Here is a 20,732-nt window from a genome sequence, read left to right as displayed (position 1 = left end):
GGAGAAATGCAGCGTATGTCTGATCAAGAGCAATGGACCGAATCTGGACTTGAAATTGCAGTTGTAGGATTAGCAGGTACGTTTCCCGGAGCACCGAATGTGCAAACGTTTTGGGAAAATGTATCGCAAGGGAAAGAATCCGTTACGTTTTTCACTGATGAAGAATTAAAGGCAGCGGGTGTAGATGAGACGCTGCTAAAGCGTTCTGATTATGTGAAGGCAAAACCATTTTTACAAAATGCATCATCATTTGATGCAGACTTTTTTGGCTACTCTCCGCGAGAGGCATCCATTATGGACCCGCAAATTCGATTGATGCATGAATGCACATGGCATGCGCTAGAGGACGCAGGCTATGAGCCTGAGCAATACGAAGGTTTAATTGGTCTTTATGCCGGGGCATCTAGCAATCTATCGTGGATGGGGCAGCATATGTCGTCACTTGAAAAGAACGAAGATGTATTTCAAATCATGCATCTCAATGACCCGTCCTTTGCTTCTCGGATTGCTTATAAATTAAATCTAAAAGGTCCAAGCGTATCGGTACAAACGGCTTGCTCCACGTCGCTTGTTGCTATTCATATGGCCTGTCAAGGATTAATCGGAGGTGAATGCGACCTTGCGTTAGCAGGAGGTGTCACACTCCATCAGCCGCAAATCACAGGCTATCAATACCAAGAAGGAATGATTTATTCTCCTGATGGCCATTGCCGTCCGTTTGATGAAAAAGCAAAAGGAACCATTTTTGGTGAGGGTGCAGGCGTGGTTGCGCTAAAACGATTGAAAGATGCGATAGAAGACGGAGATTTTATTTATGCCATCGTAAAAGGATCTGCAACGAACAATGATGGAAGCAATAAAGTCGGCTATACAGCCCCAAGTGTGAGTGGACAGGCAAGTGTCATTGAATCTGCGTTAGAAATGGCTGAGACAGAACCAGAGACGATTTCTTATATCGAAGCACATGGAACGGGTACGCCTGTTGGAGATCCGATTGAGATTGAGGCGCTTACTCGTGCTTTTCAAACAGATCAACAAGGGTATTGCCGGATTGGATCAGTCAAAGCCAATATTGGGCATTTAGATGCCGCAAGCGGCGTGGCTGGTTTTATCAAAACAGTCATGATGCTGCATCATCGTCAATTTGCCCCGATGCCGCACTTTGACAAGCCGAATCACCGTATTCCGTTTGATCAAACGCCATTTTATGTTGGGACAGACAAAGAGGAGTGGAAGTCGTCTCATTTGCCAAGGAGAGCTGGAGTCAGTGCCTTTGGTATAGGGGGAGCAAATGCTCATGTCATCTTAGAAGAGGCGAAGCCAAGAAAAACAAACGGCACGGCCTCGTCCAAAGAATTAATTGTGCTTTCAGCTAGATCAACGCATGATATGAAGAACATGACAAAAAACTTGAAGGAATATGTCTCCTCACATCATGAACTCTCACTTGGCCAAGCAGCTTACACCTTACAAAGTGGAAGAAAAGCCTTCAAATATCGAAAAACGTTTGTCTGTTCGTCGCGGGATGAATTATTAGAGCAACTGCAAGTGCAAGATACAGCAGGGAGAGAAAGTCTTCTTTATAAACGGATCAGCATGAGGCTGACGGGGTATCATGAGTCAGGTTTACGTGATTACATCAAGCTGTATGAGAAAGATCATTCTTTCAAAACAGAAGTGGATCGATTAATTAGCCTCGTCCAATCTGCGGTACCTATCAAAAAAGACGAGCTGTTCCATTCCAAACAAAGCAGACAATCAGAAGTGGCTATGCTGATCATGACATCGGCTTTTGCCAACGAGCTAAGGTCACTCGGAATTGAACCAGATGGTTGGATTGGAGAAGGCAGCGGAGTCTGGACAGCTTTATATGCAGCAGGCGGGCTTGAGCTAAGAGACGCAGCATCAATTGTGTACGACCTTCATGACACCGAGACGGTTAATCATAGGCTGGCTTCCCTGCCTCAGAGGACACTCCAACAGCCTGTTTACTTGCAGCAGACCGGGGAGGAACTAACCACTTACCACCCATCGTCTGCAAAGCGTTTTCTTGATATGAATCAGCCTGTAAAACCGCCTTTGATTGAGCAAGAATCAACAGCCTTGATCATTGATCTTTCAATAAAACAAAGCATTGTGGTTGAAAAGGGAGCAGAAAAATCAACCGAATCACTTGATGGAGACATTCTTCAAATCGCCGGTGTTCTTTGGGAAATGGGGGTCGGCTTATCCTTTCCTTTAACAGAGGAGAAGAACAGGCAGCGCATTCCGCTACCTGGGTATCCATTTCATAAAACCGATTTTTCTGCACAAACAAATACGATGGCAGCCATTGAGCCACAAAAGCCGCAGGATGTAAAGCGTGTTTTTACTTCGCTCGCTTCTTTACAAAAAGATATTCACGACATTGTTCAAACTCATTTTGGGTTTGATCAAATGGATGATGAATCGCCATTTTTTGAATTTGGTGCGACATCACTTGATATATCTCAGCTTGCAGCGAAAATATCTGAGCGAATGGATCAACAAATTGACACTGTTCAATTGTATCGGTTTGCTACAGTGGCAAGCCTTGCTGAATATTTGTTTGAAGAACAGGTGGAACGTGATCAAACATCTGCTTCTCTCCCAGTAAAGAACACGTCCCAGGAGCATACGGATATTGCGATTGTCGGAATGGCAGGAAGGTTCCCAGGGGCTTCGTCGCTAGAAGACTTTTGGCAGCGTCTTGTGAATGGCGAGGAAATGATTCACTTTTTCACAGAAGAAGAACTCAAGAAAGCAGGGCTGGATGCGTCTGTTTATCAGCATCCGAATTTCATTGGAGCAAAAGGCCGTTTACAAGAGATCGAAGGCTTTGATGCAGACTTCTTCAACTATTCTGCTAGAGAGGCAGAGCTCATGGATCCGCAGTTCAGGCTCTTGCATGAATGTGCTTGGGAAGCGCTGGAGGATGCTGGCTGTGACCCTGATCGAATGGCAGGGAAAATTGGTGTTTATACAGGAACGAGTCCAAATCATGAGTGGCTGACGCGATTTGCACATCAAATGGAAGCAACTGAGCAATTCAGCGCAATGCTGTTAAATGATCGTGAATTTTTTAGTACGCAGCTTTCTTATAAATTGAATTTACACGGGCCTAGCGTGACCATGCAGACAGCTTGTTCGACCTCACTTGTCAACATTGGCATGGCCTGTCAAGCATTATTGAATCAAGAATGTGATGCAGCACTGGCTGGCGGTGTGACGGTCAGTTCTCCAGAAAATATCGGCTACATCTATCAAGATGGGATGATTCAATCAAAAGATGGACATTGCCGTCCGTTTGACCAAGAGGCGAGCGGAACCATTTTCGGAGATGGAGCGGGGATTGTTCTGCTAAAACGTTATGAAGATGCGATGAGAGACGGCAACCCGATTCATGCGGTCATCAAAGGGGTTGGTGTGAACAATGATGGCAGCCGAAAAGCTGGTTTTACCGCTCCGAGTGTGGAAGGACAGGCAGAGGTTTTAAAAGAAACGTATGAAAAATCAGGTATCGATCCCGCATCCATTGGTTATGTAGAAGCACATGGTACGGGGACGAAAATGGGAGATCCAATTGAGGTATCTGCCCTTAGTCAAGTGTTCAAAGGGACAGATCCGCTGACGATTCCGATCGGTTCTGTGAAAAGTAATGTCGGCCACTTAAATAGTGCGGCAGGGATTGCAGGTCTGTTTAAAGCCATTTTGGCCCTCCAGCATAAAACGATCCCGCCAACCATTCATTATGAATCACCCAATCAGGAGATTCCTTTCAAAGATACACCGTTTTATGTGAATCAAAAGGCGTTGTATTGGAAGGAAGCAGATGGCCCGAGAAGAGCGGGGGTTAGCTCTTTCGGTATCGGTGGAACGAATGCCCATATGATCATAGAAGAGGGCATACAGGCGAAGCAAAAACCAGCTTCTAACCAAAAGCAGCTGCTCGTCTTATCAGCAAAAACGGATACTGCTTTAGCGAAAATGACAGAGCAATTAAAGCAGTATGTGATCCAGCACCCTCAAGTTCCGCTTGAAGATATTGCTTATACATTGCGGTATGGCAGAAAGCAATTTCCATACCGAAAAGCCATCGTGCTCGCGTCTGCTGATGAATGGATGCAGCAGAACCAGCTTGAAACGAGTGTGTTCCGAAGCAAAAAATGGCGTAAAGCGACCTTTATGTTTTCAGGTCAAGGCGCTCAGTATGCTGGTATGATGCGCGGATTATACGATGCAGAGCCAGTGTTCAAATGGGAAGTAGATAGATGCTTTAAATATGTAATGGAAACGGAGCAAGTTGATTTAAAGGGCATTGTTTTTTCCAAGAATGAAACGAACGAAGACATCACAAAAACGTCAAATGCTCAGCCGCTTCTCTTTATATTTGAGTATGCATTAGCCAAATTGCTTCAGCATAGCGGTGTTGAGCCAGAATCAATGATTGGACACAGTATCGGCGAATACGTTGCCGCTTGCTTGTCAGGGGTCTTTTCTCTGGAGTCTGCATTAACACTCGTGATGGCAAGAGGAAGATTGATGCAAGACATGGAAAAAGGCGCCATGCTTAGTGTGCAATTACCCGAGGCAGAGCTGACTTCGATGATTGATGAATCGCTTTCTGTTGCTGCTGTCAATGCAAAAGACCTTTGTGTCGTTTCTGGAAGAGAAGAGCATATCACTGCATTTGAAAAGAAACTGCAAGACAAAGGAATTGTCACAAGACAGCTCCATACTTCTCATGCCTTTCATTCCTATATGATGGAGCCGATGCTTGAGGCGTTTCAACAATTCGTAGAGAAAGTAGAATTGCATGAGCCGACGATTCCGTTTATATCGAATGTGACAGGCACTTGGGCGACAAGTGAAGAGGTGATGACAGCATCTTATTGGACGAACCACCTGCGTGGAACCGTTCGTTTTCATGAAGGTCTATCTCAGCTGTTAACCGATGAAGTACGAGCGCTCATTGAAGTTGGACCTGGAAACAGCTTGACGGCATTAGCGAAACGTCATGAAAACAAAGAGTCTCATCATGATGTTCTGAATATGGTGAGGCATGCAAGAGAACAAGCGGATGACCATGCATATTTCTTAAAAAGAATAGGAGAGCTATGGGCAGGCGGCTACGAGGTCAAAGCGCAGCAACATCCAACTCAAGAGGAACGTCAGCTCGTATCGCTGCCGACCTATCCATTCGAGCGGAAACGATATTGGATTGAAGCAGGAAAGCCGGCTTCTCCGCAGCTATCCGCTCCTGAGGAAACGAAGAAGAAAGAGATGGAAGAATGGTTCTACCTGCCTTCATGGGAGCAGCAGCCGCTAAAACCTGTTTTCGAAAAAGAAACAGAAGAACAAACGTGGCTCATTTTCAGGGAACAGGATGCTTTTCATGAACTGTTTACCCATTCATTTAAGCAACAAGGTATCAAGGTCATTTCTGTCACAAAGGGTGAAGCTTATCAAGAGCAAGATCAGTCGTTTACGATCAATCCGGCAGAAGGCCAGCACTACCGTAACATGCTAGATTCATTGTCTAATAGAGGTGTCAATATCCATCGGATTCTGCATTTATGGGAAGCTGCGAAAGAAGATGACAACTCGAATCGTCAAGCCGCTTTTCAGGCGCACATTGAAAAAGGCTATTACAGCTTAATTTTCTTATCTCAAGCGATTGCTGCCCAAAAAAATATTCGAGAATGCCGTCTGTTTACGATCACTAGCGGAATTCAGCCAGTCACAGGCAATGAGACGATATGTGCAGAGAAAAGTGCAATGCTTGGACCGTGTAAAGTGATTTCACAGGAATACCATCATATCAAATGCTGGAATATCGATGTGGAAGATGTGCCAGAAGTCATGTCTTGGAAGGAACAAGTACTTGTCGATCTTATTGTGCAGGAAATCATGCAGCCTGGAAAGGACCAGCTTGTGGCGTATCGCAATCGTCAACGCTGGGTGCAGAGCTACAAACGTTTGCCGCTGCAAAAAGAAGATGGACTTCCGAAGATGATCAGGCCAAATGGTGTGTATCTGATCACAGGAGGTTTAGGCGGCATCGGATTTGTTCTATCAAAGATGCTGGCGAAGGAAGGAAATGTACATCTTTATTTAACTGGAAGAACGGCATTGCCGCCAAGAGATGAATGGGCGTCATACGTTCACCAAGTAAATGCCGATGAAGCGCAGCGTACGAGAATTGAGAAGGTGCTTGAGCTCGAACGATTAGGTGCAACAGTAGAAGCGGTGCAGGCGAATGCAGGAGATCTGGATCAGATGAAACGTGTATTTGATGCCATTCGCAAAAAGCATGGCGGCGTTCATGGTGTATTCCATGCGGCAGGATTACCAGGAAGTACATCCTTCCGTGCAATCAAAGATATCCCTTCTACACTGGCGCAGGGAGAGGATCAATTCCAATCAAAGGTGAAAGGGCTCGATGTGCTAGAGCAGCTGCTGGAACAAGAACAAGCAGATTTTTGTCTTCTCTTTTCTTCCATTAGTGCATTGCTTGGGGGATTAGGATTCTCCGCTTACTCAGCGGCTAACTTATATATGGATGCATTTGCAGCTAGACTTAATCAACATAGTCAAACCCCGTGGATGTGTGTGAACTGGGATGCGTGGAATTTCTGGGGTGAGCTAGAATCCACAATTGGTGAATCGATAAATGAGCTTGCGATATTACCAGAAGAGGGTGCTGAGCTGTTCCAGTATGTTCTGTCTAACCGGCAGAATCGACACATGCTCGTGTCCACAGGAAATCTTGAAGAACGAATGGATCAATGGCTGTCACTAGAGCCGAAGGCAGCAGCGAATGAGGATTCATATGAGGTGTCTAAGCACGAAAGACCAGAGCTGGGCAATCCATATGTGGCTCCTCGAAATGAAACTGAAAAAGCGATCTGTCAAGTTTGGCAGGATTTTATGGGCATGGAACAAGTGGGCATTCACGACAATTTCTTTGATCTCGGCGCAAGCTCGCTGGATATTGTTCAAGTCACCAATCGGTTAAATCAAGCACTTCAAACAAATGAAGCGGTTGTGACCTTGTTTACGTACCCATCTGTTGCTGAGCTTGCGAAATATATCCAGCCTTCTGAGGACTCGGAGGAAGAAGCGATGGAAGAAGAACTAGCCGTCGTCACTTCAGGTGATCGAAGAGCTCGTTTTAAACAGCAACGGAATAAAAGATTGAGAGGCGGAATCGAGAATGAATGATACAACGAATCACTATCATGGCGCAGAAATTGCTGTTATCGGTCTTGCAGGTCGTTTTCCAGGGGCCAAAAATGTAGAAGAGTACTGGGAGAATCTGAAAAAGGGAAAAGAAACCATCTCTTTTTTTACAGAGGAAGAATTACGGCGTGAAGGTACAGATGAAGCCTTATTGAAAAACCCCCGTTTTGTTAAAGCAAAAGGGATGCTAGATGATGTTGATTTATTTGATGCGGATTTCTTTGACTATACACCAAAGGAAGCGGCCATGATGGATCCGCAGTTCAGACTGTTTCATGAATGTGTGTGGACGGCGCTTGAAGACGCTGGGTACGATCCGTTTGAATATAAAGGGCAAATTGGTCTTTATACAGGTGCAGGAATCAATACAGAATGGGTCATGAGAGCACTTCAAGGGGCGGCTCAAGGTGAGGATTCGAAAACACTGGAAGCTGCCGTTCTGAATATGCGTGATTATTTAGCGACGATGATTTCATATAAATTAAATCTGAAGGGACCGAGTATGGTGGTGCAAACCGCCTGCTCGACCTCAATGGTGTCGATTCATTTAGCCGTTCAGGCTTTATTAAGCGGCGACTGTCATATGGCTGTTGCAGGCGGCGTGTCCATTCGCCTGCCGCAAAAATCGGGCTATCTTTATCAAGAAGGTATGATCCATTCATCTGACGGACATTGCCGCGTCTTTGATAACAAGGCCGATGGAACCGTTTTTGGTGATGGTGCAGGAGCCGTTATTTTAAAAAATTTAGAGGATGCCATTGAAGACGGCGATCACATTTATGCTGTCATTAAAGGATCATCTATTAATAATGACGGAAATAGAAAAGTAGGATATACAGCGCCGAGTACGAAAGGTCAAGTATCAGCGATTAAAACAGCACTTCGAATGGCTGAGGTGGAACCTGAAACCATTTCGTACATTGAAGCACATGGAACCGGAACAACCCTCGGAGATCCGATCGAAATTGAAGCGCTCAAGCAAGCGTTTGATACAGATAAAAAAGGCTTTTGCCGCATTGGTTCTGTCAAATCAAATGTTGGTCATTTGAATGATGCGTCAGGTGTTGCCGGCTTTATTAAAACCGTTTTAAGCTTAAAGCATCAAGTGATTCCGCCGACGATTCATTTTGAAACGCCGAATGAAAAAATTGAATTTGCCAATTCGCCTTTCGTTGTAAACACAGACTTGACGCCATGGAGCAAGCATGAATCTCCTCGCCGTGCAGGTGTAAGCTCATTTGGGATTGGTGGAACAAATGCTCATGTCATTTTAGAAGAAGCACCTGCTACACGTGTCGCCGCAGATAGCCCTGAGGATAGTGAACTTCTTTTATTATCTGCCAAAACACCAGCAGCTCTTGAGAAAATGACCGATCGCCTTGCGGACTATTTACTTCAGCATCAGCAGCATGTTCGTCTAAGTGACGTTGCCTATACGCTGCAAACAGGGCGCCATCATTTCCCGCATAAACGTGTCATTCTTGGAAGTAACACGGCTGACATGTTACAGGCGCTGAATCAAAGGTCAAAAGAGGTGTTCAAGACGGCAAGCTCCCAAACATCGAGCCGGCCAGTCGTCTTTCTTTTCCCAGGTCAAGGATCTCAGTATGTAGACATGGGGCGTCAGCTTTATGACAAATATCCAATCTTTAAGGAAGCGCTGGATCAATGCTTGAATCAATTCAAACAGCATATCTCAGTTGACCCATTCAGCATTTTATTCTCAACAGAAGCAAGTGATGATCCTCAGCTGATCAACCAAACAGAATATACGCAGCCGCTTCTGTTTAGTGTGGAATACGCTTTGGCTAAATTGCTGATTCATTTTGGCGTCAAACCGCAGGCACTGATCGGCCACAGTATTGGAGAATACACAGCTGCTGCCGTATCTGGTTTACTATCTGTTGAAGATGCCGTAGATCTTGTGTCTTATCGCGGACAGCTCATTAGCAAGCTTTCAAAAGGCTCTATGCTGAGCGTTCCTTTGAGTGAACAGAACGTGCTGCCATATTTAACAGATGATCTTTCACTTGCAGCAGTAAATGGACCTGAGTTATGTGTAGTGTCAGGGGAGACCGCAGCCATTGATGCACTTGCTGAGAAGCTGGAGGCTGCTGGACATGGGTGCAGAAAGCTTCACACCTCTCATGCCTTCCATTCTAAAATGATGGATGACATCCTGCCATCATTCAAAGAAAAGGTAGCTGAGTATCAATTGAATGCACCGTCTATCCCGTATATTTCTAACGTCACAGGTACGTGGATTGACCATGAAGCAGTGCAAGACCCGGCATATTGGGCTGATCACTTGCGGCAAGCGGTCCGTTTCCGTGATGGAGCGGAGACATTATTAACGGAGCTTGATCCTATTTTCGTTGAAGTCGGGCCGGGGAATACGTTAAGTGCCTTTATTCGCCAAGCCTCAAAGGAACACCATCAGCAGCCGATTCCATTGATGCGTCACCCGAAAGAAGAGGCAGCAGACGACCGCTACCTGCTGGGCAGGCTTGGTGACATCTGGCTTCAAGGGGTGCCGGTTGACTGGACAAAATGGCGAAATCAGACATCAAATCAAAAAGTATCCTTGCCGACCTATCCATTTGAACGACAAAGATATTGGATTGAAAAGGTAGATACATCCGCATTATCTTCATCCTCAGGTGTGCAAATGGTGGTGCCGAAGGAAAACAAGGCACAGGGAATAGAAAAAAACAATCAAGTCCATTCCGCCGCAGCGAATGATATTGAGGCAACGTTACAGCGGATGTGGAAAGACATTTTAGGAATTGAAAAGGTGGAAAGAGACGACCACTTCTTTGAGCTTGGCGGACATTCGTTAAATGCGACCGGTCTGATTTCTCAAATTCACAAAGAGTTTGGTGTAGAACTTACGCTCACAGACATGTTCAACAATCCGACGATTGAAAAGCTCCAAGCATTCATAGAAAAGGCAGAGAAGCATCAATATTTCAAGATTGAACCAGTGGAAAAGAAAGACACGTATCCATTATCTGCTGCTCAAAGACGGACATTCCTCATTCATCAGCGTATTGGTCAAGTGACCTCATACAACATGCCGATGGCACTAAGATGTAAAGGTGAAATTGACGTCGAGCGCTTTGAGCAGACCTTCAAGCAATTAATTGATCGTCATGAAACATTGCGAACGACCTTTGAATTAAAAGATGGAGAACCGGTTCAGCGGGTCCATGATGATTTCCACTTTGCTGTTGAAATGACAGAGGCTGATGAAGAAGGATTAGAAGCACAAATCGATGAATTCATTCGTCCATTTGACTTAAAGGCTGCACCATTGATCCGTGTGCGTTTTGTGAAAATCGCAGCACATGATCATCTCTTATTAGTCGATATGCATAATATTGTGGCGGATGGAGCGAGCATGAACATCTTTATTAAAGAATTTACTGAGCTCTATCGAGGGGAAACCTTGCCGGAACTGACCGTTCAATATAAAGATTATGCAGAATGGCAAGACAAATATTTCCGCAGCGAGATGTTTCAAAAGCAGCAGGATTATTGGAAGAATCAAATTGGCTCAAATGTGCCAACTTTGACAATGCCATATGATTTTGAACGGAAGGAACAATCCTTCTTAGGAAGAGCGATTAAATTTAATATTGAACCGCACATCGTTGAGAAAATTGAACAGCTCGCTGAACGGTATCAACTGACAAATAACGTCATCTTGTTCCAGCTCTATGGGCTGCTGCTCTCACGTTATGCGGATCAGGAGGAATTGATTGTCGGTTCACTTGTGGCTGGACGGCGTCATGCAGATATCGAGCATACAATTGGCATGTTTACGAACTTCCTGCCAATTAAACTAGACATGGTACAAGAAGCAACCTTTACAGAGCAATTGGCGCAGACAAAGCAAGTGCTGCTTGATGCGTATGACCATCAAGAGTACCCATTTGACCAAATGGTTGAGCATCTGAATCCAAAAACAAGACCGCATCGCAATCCATTCTTTGATACGATGCTCATTTATCATAATGAGTACGATCCGAATATTAAAATTGAAGCCGATGGACTGACATTTGAAACACATGAGTTTGCAAAGGGAATTTCCAAACTCGATATGAAAATGGATGTTGTCAGAGAGGTAACGGGCGAGTTAAAGTGCGTGCTTCAATACAATCTGGCTCTGTTTAAACATGAGACGATGCAAGCTTTCGTCAACCACTTCCAGCACTTGGTCGAACAGGCTGTTCAAACACCTGATCAACTGCTCAAGGATTTCGCTGTTCTTTCACAGGAAGAAGAACAAGCAGCAAAAGAGAAAAGGGAGCGCGCAGAGGAAAAAGCACCGCTCGTACTGACAGTCAGCTCGACATTTACAGCAGATCCAGTCGCACCTTATATTCAGTATTGGACCAAGCAGTTTGATGTGCAGCTTGATGTTCAATTTGCACCATATGGGCAGGTTTATCAGGAATTACTAAATGAGCGCAGCCTTATCTCACAGAAGAAAAACGGTGCGAATCTTCTGCTCATTCGTTTAGAGGATATCACTGGTCCCGCTCATCTTTCACTGGAAGAAAAGAAAAAACTGGCTTCAGAGCATGCTGAAGAACTTGCTAACGTTCTGAAATCAAAAACGAAACATAACCTATATTTTGTTGGGATTCTGCCGATAAGTGCTGCTCTTAAAGACACCCTGCAAGACGTGGAACAAGAGTGGATTGCTCAGTTATCTGAGATAGGCGGTGTTCAGTTGATCGACTGTCGTCAGCTTGCACAGCAATATCAGATGGATGACATCTTTGATGAAAAAGGAGAGCAAGCCGCACACCTCCCATTCACTGAAGTCTTTTGTGGAGCCATCGGTACAAAAGTCGCGCGAGAGATCATTGCATGGCAAGGTGCACCATTCAAGGTAGCGGCCATTGACTGTGATCATACGCTTTGGAGAGGTGTCGTTTCAGAAGACGGTGTGGAAGGCATCGACATTACGCCAGAACATCAAATGCTTCAGCGCTTTTTAAAACAAAAGCAGCAAGAAGGGCTCCTGCTTGTCTTGAGCAGCAGGAACAATGAAGAAGATGTGTGGCGCGTGTTTGAAAACCACCCAGATATGATCTTGCAAAAAGACGATATCGTCGACTGGCGGATCAATTGGGAAAGTAAACCGGCACATCTAAAAGAGATGGCAGATTCTCTGAACCTTTCATTATCTCAGTTTATTTTCTTAGACGATGATCCAGCTCAGTGCTTGCGTATGAATGAAGAGCTGCCTGAAGTAATGACGCTGCTGTTGCCTGCCAATGAAAAAGCGATTCCATTATTCGCCCAGCATGCTTGGGCATTTGACCGCTATGATGTCACAGATGAAGATATAGGGCGAACAACGAGCTACAAGGCTGAAAAAGCTCGTCAAAAAAAGAAGGCAGAATCGCCTTCAATGGAGCAATTTTTACAAGATTTGAATTTGAACATGAGTGTAACAGAGTGGGGAGAAGAGCACCTTGCCCGCGTGGCGCAAATGAGCAGCCGTATTAACCAATTCCGCTTAAATGAGCAGCGCTTTGATGAACAGCAGCTGAGAGAGCGGATGGAAAATGAGCATGTCCAGGGCTGGGTCATTGAGGCAGCGGATCGCTTCAGTCATGAAGGGATTGTAGGGGCTATCTTGGCTCATCATGCAGGCGACACCTTGAAAATTGATGCATGGATGCTAAGCTGCCGTGCTCTAGGGAAAGGGATTGAGCAAAAATGTCTGACATGGCTTGCTGAATACAGCCGTCTGCACCAGCTTTCTTCCATTGAATTTACGTTTGCATCGACTGGACGTAATGAGCTGTTCAAGTCATTTATGAAAGAGCACCAGATGCAGGAGGTTGAGGAGCAGCAAACATATCGTATACAAGTGGAAGAAATTGATTCACTGAGCAATCACATTCAGATCGTCGACCACCTGTCACCTCGTCAGCACTCGACTGAAGAAATAGAGGATCAAAGGGTGGAGGCAGCAAGTCATTCAGCTTCTAAAGGTTATACATGGGAAACGGTTCAACCAGATCAAACGCTGCACAGCGGTTATGTAAAAGCCCTTAAGGTACATGATCAAGAAGGTCTTCGTGCATTATTAAAGACGGAACTGACACAAGATCATGGACTTTACGCACAGCCAACCAATGAACGCGAGGCATTGCTTTTTGATATTTGGTGTGACATTCTTCATGTGGAAAAAGTAGGAATTGACAACGACTTTTTCGATTTAGGAGGAAATTCTTTACTTGCTGTCAAAATGGAAGTAGAGATTGAAAAGAAGGGTTGGTATGTTGATGATTTGAATTTTGCTGAAAAACACACCATTCGAGAATTAGCAAAATATATGAAGAGGGAGAATCAGCATGCATAAAGATGTAAAAGCCATATATGAAGAATCAAAAATTTTAGATGAGGCCACTCATTTATACGGAGTCCAGCGAAGTGACATCCACTTTATCGCAGATGCAGAAAACTATGTGTATGAACTTAAAAAAGACGGAGAGTCTTTCATTTTAAAAATTACCCATACCATCCGCAGATCACCTGATTATATTTTAGGTGAAATGGAATGGCTCCATCACTTAGCGAAGGGCGGACTTTCGGTTGCGAAACCAATTGCTTCATTAAATGGCCGTGATATCGAGCAAGTAGACGATGGGCAAGGCGGTTCATTTTTGCTTCGAGTCTATGAAAAAGCATCAGGCCATAAAGTGGAAGAGGCAGACTGGAACGATGAATTATTTTATGCCCTTGGACAGTACACAGGGCGCATGCATAAACTGACAAAAAGCTATCAGCTGTCAGACCCACGTTATAAAAGACAAGAGTGGGATGAAGAGGAGCAGCTTAAACTGCGTAAGTATGTCCCAGCCGATCAGACTCTTGTGTTTGAACAAGCGGATCGGTTGATGGAAAAGCTGGCAAAGCTTCCGAAAAATCAGGATACGTACGGATTGGTTCATGCGGATCTTCATCACGGAAACTTCCACTGGGATCAAGGGAAAATTACGACCTTTGATTTCGATGATATCGGGTACAACTGGTTTATAAATGACATCAGCATTTTGCTATACAATGTCTTGTGGTACCCAGTCATTCCATACGAAGACAAAGCTGCTTTTGCAGGAAACTTTATGAAGCAATTCCTTAAAGGCTATCGTGAAGAGAATGAACTTGGGGATGAATGGCTTGCCTACATTCCTGACTTCCTTCGCTTACGACACATGCTGATCTATGGCTTGCTGCATCAAGCATTTGATTTGGCCACCATTGGAGAAGAAGAGAAGGCCATGCTCGCTGGCTTCCGCTCCGACATTGAGCAAGCAGCACCGATTACGACGTTTGACTTTACAAAACTAAGTCAATCTTAAAATGAAAATCCCCGCCTATATGATGAGGCGGGGGTTATTTTTTATGGGCGGTAGGTGGACGTTGATTCAATAATGTGAAACAGGTTCTTTCCTTGCTTTGTATTATCGATCCAGCCTTGAAATGCTGCTTTACCAGGTCCATATGCATAGACAGGGACATCCTCACCTGTATGGGCAAAGGTTGTCCAGCCTGAGAAAGAACGCTGATCAAAGATATGTTGAATGCTGAGTTGGATCGTACTGGCCTTCCCTGATTGTGCCGCTTTCTCTACCTGTGAGATTTCCTCTTTTGTGAGCGCGAAATCAATATTGGTGTGAAGGACATCACGTACAGATTGACCTCCTGCGATTTTCTTTGCCATATACACAGGCGTTTTCTTAGCAGCTAGAATGGGTGCTGGGTCCCATTTATAGCCGGTCTCACTTGTCATACCATCTGCGCCAAAGGAAAATCCTCCAGTCGCATGATCTGCTGTGATGACGACGAGGGTTTCTTGATCCTTTTTAGCGAATTGAAGAGCCGCATGAACTGCTTTCTCAAAATCCTCCATCTCACTCATTGCGCCGACCACATCATTTTCATGTCCAGCAGAATCAATGGTACTGCCTTCAAGCAGCATGAAAAATCCATGCAGGTTGTCTTGATTTAATTGGGTTAATGCTGCCTGCGTCATGTCTTTTAAAGTAGGCACATGCTTTGGGCGATCAATGGCTCGATCCAGCTCGTCCTCCTGGAATAAGCCGAGCATTTTCGAAGATGATTGAGAGGTTAAATCATCTTTTGATCGTAGAATGGAATACCCGCTCTTCTTAAATTCTTGCACAAGATTACGGTCTTTTCGATCAAAATATTGCATTCCGCCACCTAGAAGGATATCAACTTTGTGCTCTCCGCCTATTTTCTCATCAAAAAAGTGGTCTGCAATTTGTTCTTTGTTTTTTCGGGAGACGTTATGTGTGCCAAAAGCGGCAGGTGTTGCATCGGTGATGTCAGATGAGACAACAAAGGCTGTTTTCATTTGTGCTTCCTTTGCTGCTTCAACGACACTTCTAAGAGGTTCTTTTTCTTGGTTGACGGCGATGGCATCATTGTATGTCTTTTTCCCAGTCGCCATGGCCGTGGCTGCGGCTGCTGAGTCGGTAATATTATCTCGAGGATCATCTGGATGTGTGGTCTGCATCCCGACTAAATACGGGTCCCAGACGGTTTGTGCTTTTGTAGAACCAAGCTTTTCCTGCTTGAATGTGCGGTAGGCTTTGATCACGGGCATCCCCATTCCATCGCCAACGATAAAAATAATATTTTTTGGTGTTTTCGTTTGTTTCTTGTCTGCCGCATTTGTTGATACGGGAGTGACATCATGTGAGGTTAATAGAACAGCTAATACGAGTACCGCTAGAATCCCACTCATAAGAAAAATACGATTTTTACGATCCATAGAGCCCATGAAAAATCTCCTTTTATCATTTATTTCATAATTTGTATTTTATTTGAATGAAGGCGATGGTTCAACCCTTTTCCCATAAAAAAAGGCGATGAGACTTTTATCTCACCACCTTTTATACCGTATCACACTTCACGCCAACGACGCCTTCTAGATCTTTAATATCAAAGTACACATCGGTTGTATAGCGATCTTTATGCACGCGTACGCGTACTTCCATAATCGGGTAGTTCTTTTCTGTTAAATCATCAATTCGAACAGAATGAATGCGAATATTGAGGGCTTTCATTTCTTTTAAAATATCCGTCATGCGGTTTCGATCAGAAAGAGACATTCTGATGCGGATTTCTTTTTCCTGTAAGCGAATCGGCCCGATCCGCTGGAAGAGCCATGGTAGAAATTCGACACTGATCAGAATAAAGAAAAGACTGAGGAAGGCTTCTTTATAAAATCCTGCACCTGTTGCAACCCCAAGTCCTGCTGCTCCCCAGATCATCGCAGAAGTCGTGAGACCTGAGATGACATCATTGCTTTTTCGCAGAATCACACCTGCTCCAATAAAACCAACACCAGATATAATTTGCGCCGGTAACCTGAGTGGGTCCATTTGAAGCTTAGAGACTCGAGGGAAATTGTAGGCTGCATCAATGCTGATGATGGTTAATACGCAGGAGCTGACAGCAATGACAATACACGTTTTTAAGCCGAGGGGCTTTTTCTTCAGCTCTCGTTCAAGCCCGATAATCAAACCGATTAAGGTGGCCACGGCTAATTTTAAGACCGTATCCCATTCAATTGTCCAAAACATGCGTATCGCTCCTTCACTTCATGTACGTTTCACATCATGTATATGATCTTCTCACAGCCCATATGGCTGCACAACTCTTATTTTATTCAGAATCAGAAGAAAGAAAAGCTTTTTATTTTATTTAAAAAAGAGAGTCATCCGCATAAGGCAGATGACCCTTCATGTTCTTTATTTTGTTTCTTCTTCAAGATGATTTTCCATTTTGGTAAAAAGCTTCTTAGAAGCTTTAGATGGTTTATTGGTCAAGAGGCTGACAATGATGGCAGTCAAACCACTCAAAATAAATCCGGGAACCATTTCGTACAAGCCAGTTGTATTATTCAAGCCGGTTGAGATCCACGTTAAGACAACAACTGCTCCCACAACCATTCCTGCTAGTGCACCGTGATGATTCATTCGCTTCCAATATAGGCATAGAAGGATAACTGGACCAAATGAAGATCCAAAGCCTGCCCAAGCATAACCAACAAGGTCAAGAATGGTATCACTTGGATTAAGTGAAAGACAAAGCGCGATAATGGCAACGACTAGTACAGACATACGTCCAATCATCACCAGTTCTTTGTCTGACGCTTTCCTTCTAAAGAAGGTCCGGTATAAATCCTCTGTCATCGCACTTGCAGTCACGAGCAGCTGTGAAGAAATCGAACTCATAATCGCAGCTAAAATGGCAGAGAGTAAAAATCCAGTAATATACGGATGGAATAACACTTTAGAAAACACAATAAAGATGGTTTCTGGGTCTGCTAAAGTGGTACTAGTCTCATGTACATAAGCTACACCGACTAATCCAACAGACAGTGAACCAATGACAGACACAATCATCCAGCTCATACCGATACGACGTGCTGGCTTTAAATCTTTTACGGTCGTAATGGCCATAAATCGAACAATGATGTGCGGCTGTCCAAAGTAACCAAGCCCCCATGCTAAGAAGGAAATAATGCCAATGACGCTCGTTCCTCTGAATATATCAAGCAATTTTGGATCAATTTGTTGTATATCTTGATACGTGGCAATTGGACCACCTAATTGAGTAAAGGCAACGATCGGCACGAGCACTAATGCTAAAAACATAATGGCCCCTTGAACAAAATCAGTTAAACTAACTGCCAAAAAGCCGCCGAATAAAGTGTATAGGATCACGATACTAGAGGTTAAAATTAAACCAAACATATAATTCGCACCAAACGCAGATTCGAATAAACGTCCGCCAGATACCATACCTGATGAGGTGTACAGTGTAAAGAAAATCATAATAATGACAGCTGAGACAGCTTTTAATAAAGTAGAAGAATCTTTAAATCGTTTGTCAAAAAAGTCTGGAATGGTGATCGCGTCATCAGCAACCTCTGTATACGATCGTAAGCGAGGAGCTAAGAATAGATAATTCAAGTAAGCCCCACTAATCAAACCAACAGCAAGCCATCCTGACGAAAGTCCTGTTGTATACATCGCGCCTGGAAGTCCCATAAGCATCCAGCCGCTCATATCTGAAGCACCAGCAGATAGAGCAGTCACGTAAGGACCTAGCCCGCGTCCGCCTAACATATAATCATTCAAGTCATTTGTTTTTCTAAATGCATACCAGCCAATGGCCAGCATTCCAATAAAATAAATAGATAGAGAAATTCCAATCTCAATACTCATGTTTCCATATCACCTTTTTCGTATTAATTTGACATCACCTCATTCAAAATATAAAACACAGAACATCTGATATAGCTGTCTGCTCACTGCTATGGTTACTTAACCTATCAGAGTATTCCCGACTGATCAACCTTCTTAAACCTCCTTCTCACATAAAAAAATGCGTGAATTATTGATGAGAATCCATATGTAAGCGTTACCAATAATATTTAAAAGAAAAAATTTTCTGAGAAATAATCAATTCCTGATACAAATCATTTTCATACTTTCTGGTTTTAAAGGGTGATTGGGTGAATGGCTACCTTCTCAAGCCTTCGCAAAGTTGCTTTAGAACAGTAAAATTTGATATGATAAAGTGTATATGACTTATGATCATGACCATGAACACGTATCATTTTTGGAGGTGAACCTGCATGTCTAGAATTTCAATAGAAGAAGTAAAGCACGTGGCGCATTTGGCACGGCTTGCAATCACAGAAGAAGAAGCTGAAATGTTTACTGAACAGCTTGATAGCATCATTTCATTTGCAGAGCAGTTAAACGAGGTAGATACGGAAAACGTTGAACCAACAACACACGTATTAAAAATGAAAAACGTCATGAGAGAAGATGTTCCGAATAAAGGTCTTTCCATTGAGGCAGTCATCAAAAACGCGCCTGATCATAAAGACGGCTATATTCGTGTGCCATCAATTTTGGACTAAAGGAGGCCTGAGACATGTCACTGTTTGATCACAAAATTTCTGAATTAAAAGAGCTTTTACATAAAAAGGAACTGTCTGTTTCTGATTTAGTGGACGAGTCTTATAAACGAATCAATGAAGTAGACGGGAAAGTACAAGCATTCCTTGCACTGGACGAAGAGAAAGCTCGTGCGTATGCAAAGGAATTGGACGAGGCAGTTGGTGAAAAGGACGAGCTTGGTCTATTGTTCGGTATGCCAATCGGTGTGAAAGATAACATCGTCACAAAGGATTTACGTACAACAGCATCTAGTAAAATCCTGCAAAACTTTGATCCTATTTATGATGCAACGGTTGTCAATCGTCTGAGAGATGCGGAAGCAGTCACAATCGGTAAATTAAATATGGACGAATTTGCGATGGGATCTTCTACAGAGAACTCAGGCTACAAAGCAACGAAAAACCCGTGGAATTTAAACACTGTTCCAGGTGGATCAAGTGGTGGCTCAGCAGCTTCTGTTGCAGCAGGTGAAGTACCATTCTCACTTGGATCAGATACAGGCGGTTCGATTCGCCAGCCGGCATCATTCTGCGGAGTTGTGGGACTGAAGCCGACATATGGCCGTGTATCTAGATACGGTTTAATCGCATTTGCTTCTTCATTAGATCAAATTGGGCCGATTACGCGTAACGTAGAGGACAACGCATACGTACTTCAAGCGATTGCTGGTGTCGATCAAATGGACGCAACGAGTGCAAATGTCGACGTCCCAGATTTTCTTTCTTCATTAACTGGAGACATCAAAGGCATGAAAATTGCAGTGCCAAAAGAATACCTTGGAGAAGGTGTTGGCGAGGAAGCAAAAGAGTCTGTTCTTAAAGCGTTAAAAGTATTAGAAGGACTTGGTGCAACATGGGAAGAAGTGTCTCTGCCGCATTCTAAATATGCGCTTGCGACTTACTACTTACTGTCTTCTTCAGAAGCATCCGCGAACCTTGCGCGCTTTGACGGCATCCGCTATGGCTACCGTACAGATAATGCAGACAACCTGATTGATTTATATAAAAATACACGTTCTGAAGGCTTTGGTAACGAAGTGAAACGCCGCATCATGCTTGGAACATTCGCTCTTAGCTCAGGATATTATGATGCATACTATAAGAAGGCGCAAAAAGTCCGTACATTGATCAAAAAAGACTTCGAAGATGTTTTTGAAAAGTATGATGTCATTGTAGGGCCAACAACGCCAACTCCTGCATTTAACATTGGAGAAAAGACAAGCGATCCACTGACTATGTACGCGAACGATATTTTAACGATCCCTGTGAACCTTGCAGGCGTTCCAGGAATCAGTGTGCCTTGTGGATTTGCAAATGGTCTTCCGTTAGGACTGCAAATCATTGGCAAGCACTTTGATGAAGGAACGGTTTACCGCGTGGCTCACGCTTTCGAGCAAGCAACAGATCATCATAAAGCAAAACCTGAACTGTAAGGGGTGAA

General features: G+C 43.9%; 8 protein-coding genes. 5 read left to right on the top strand and 3 right to left on the bottom strand.

The window, feature by feature from the left end:
- The first annotated feature begins 15 nt into the window (after positions 1-15).
- Genes C6348_RS16600 through C6348_RS16590 form a run of 3 tightly spaced genes read left to right on the top strand, consistent with a single transcriptional unit; the run spans position 16 to position 14,645 of the window.
- Entirely contained in the window at positions 16-7,242 is a 7,227-nt protein-coding gene (locus C6348_RS16600; protein WP_189293949.1) for a type I polyketide synthase, read from the top strand.
- Positions 7,235-13,645 (top strand): type I polyketide synthase, encoded by a 6,411-nt coding sequence (locus tag C6348_RS16595; RefSeq protein ID WP_106043769.1) that lies wholly within the window; start codon positions 7,235-7,237, stop codon positions 13,643-13,645. Before C6348_RS16600 ends, C6348_RS16595 begins: the two co-directional genes overlap by 8 nt.
- A complete protein-coding gene (locus C6348_RS16590) occupies positions 13,638-14,645 on the top strand; it encodes a phosphotransferase enzyme family protein (RefSeq protein WP_060595710.1) in 1,008 nt (335 codons plus the stop codon). The genes C6348_RS16595 and C6348_RS16590 overlap by 8 nt, the downstream gene beginning before the upstream one ends.
- Before the next feature lie 41 nt (positions 14,646-14,686).
- On the opposite strand, the gene C6348_RS16585 is transcribed toward C6348_RS16590, so the two are convergent.
- The 3 genes from C6348_RS16585 to putP all read right to left on the bottom strand — a co-directional run bounded on the left by C6348_RS16585 (position 14,687) and on the right by putP (position 18,548).
- Complete coding sequence (locus C6348_RS16585; protein ID WP_106043768.1) at positions 14,687-16,093, bottom strand: alkaline phosphatase; 1,407 nt, start codon at positions 16,091-16,093, stop codon at positions 14,687-14,689.
- A gap of 112 nt (positions 16,094-16,205) precedes the next feature.
- Positions 16,206-16,898, bottom strand: a complete 693-nt coding sequence (locus C6348_RS16580) for an MgtC/SapB family protein (RefSeq protein WP_034664661.1) — start codon at positions 16,896-16,898, stop codon at positions 16,206-16,208.
- A 168-nt stretch (positions 16,899-17,066) separates the two neighbouring features.
- Complete coding sequence (putP, locus tag C6348_RS16575; RefSeq protein WP_012009183.1) at positions 17,067-18,548, bottom strand: sodium/proline symporter PutP; 1,482 nt, start codon at positions 18,546-18,548, stop codon at positions 17,067-17,069.
- A gap of 413 nt (positions 18,549-18,961) precedes the next feature.
- Between putP and gatC the strand changes: the two genes are divergently transcribed.
- Both gatC and gatA read left to right on the top strand, forming a co-directional pair.
- The gene (gatC, locus tag C6348_RS16570) at positions 18,962-19,252 is read left to right on the top strand and encodes an Asp-tRNA(Asn)/Glu-tRNA(Gln) amidotransferase subunit GatC (protein ID WP_003213898.1); all 291 of its coding nucleotides are present in this window, start codon (positions 18,962-18,964) and stop codon (positions 19,250-19,252) included.
- Positions 19,253-19,266: 14 nt separating this feature from the next.
- A complete protein-coding gene (gene gatA / locus C6348_RS16565; RefSeq protein WP_034664650.1) occupies positions 19,267-20,724 on the top strand; it encodes an Asp-tRNA(Asn)/Glu-tRNA(Gln) amidotransferase subunit GatA in 1,458 nt (485 codons plus the stop codon).
- Positions 20,725-20,732: the final 8 nt, after the last annotated feature.

The sequence above is a fragment of the Bacillus sp. YBWC18 genome, from assembly GCF_002998775.1.
GTDB lineage: Bacteria > Bacillota > Bacilli > Bacillales > Bacillaceae > Bacillus.
This window is presented reverse-complemented; position numbering and strand designations above follow the sequence as displayed.

Coding starts and splice junctions, on each gene's coding strand:
- gatA (WP_034664650.1), top strand. CDS start 19,267: ATGTCACTGTTTGATCACAAAATTTCTGAATTAAAAGAGCTTTTACAT.
- putP (WP_012009183.1), bottom strand. CDS start 18,548: ATGAGTATTGAGATTGGAATTTCTCTATCTATTTATTTTATTGGAATG.
- C6348_RS16585 (WP_106043768.1), bottom strand. CDS start 16,093: ATGGGCTCTATGGATCGTAAAAATCGTATTTTTCTTATGAGTGGGATT.
- C6348_RS16600 (WP_189293949.1), top strand. CDS start 16: ATGTCTGATCAAGAGCAATGGACCGAATCTGGACTTGAAATTGCAGTT.
- C6348_RS16590 (WP_060595710.1), top strand. CDS start 13,638: ATGCATAAAGATGTAAAAGCCATATATGAAGAATCAAAAATTTTAGAT.
- C6348_RS16580 (WP_034664661.1), bottom strand. CDS start 16,898: ATGTTTTGGACAATTGAATGGGATACGGTCTTAAAATTAGCCGTGGCC.
- C6348_RS16595 (WP_106043769.1), top strand. CDS start 7,235: ATGAATGATACAACGAATCACTATCATGGCGCAGAAATTGCTGTTATC.
- gatC (WP_003213898.1), top strand. CDS start 18,962: ATGTCTAGAATTTCAATAGAAGAAGTAAAGCACGTGGCGCATTTGGCA.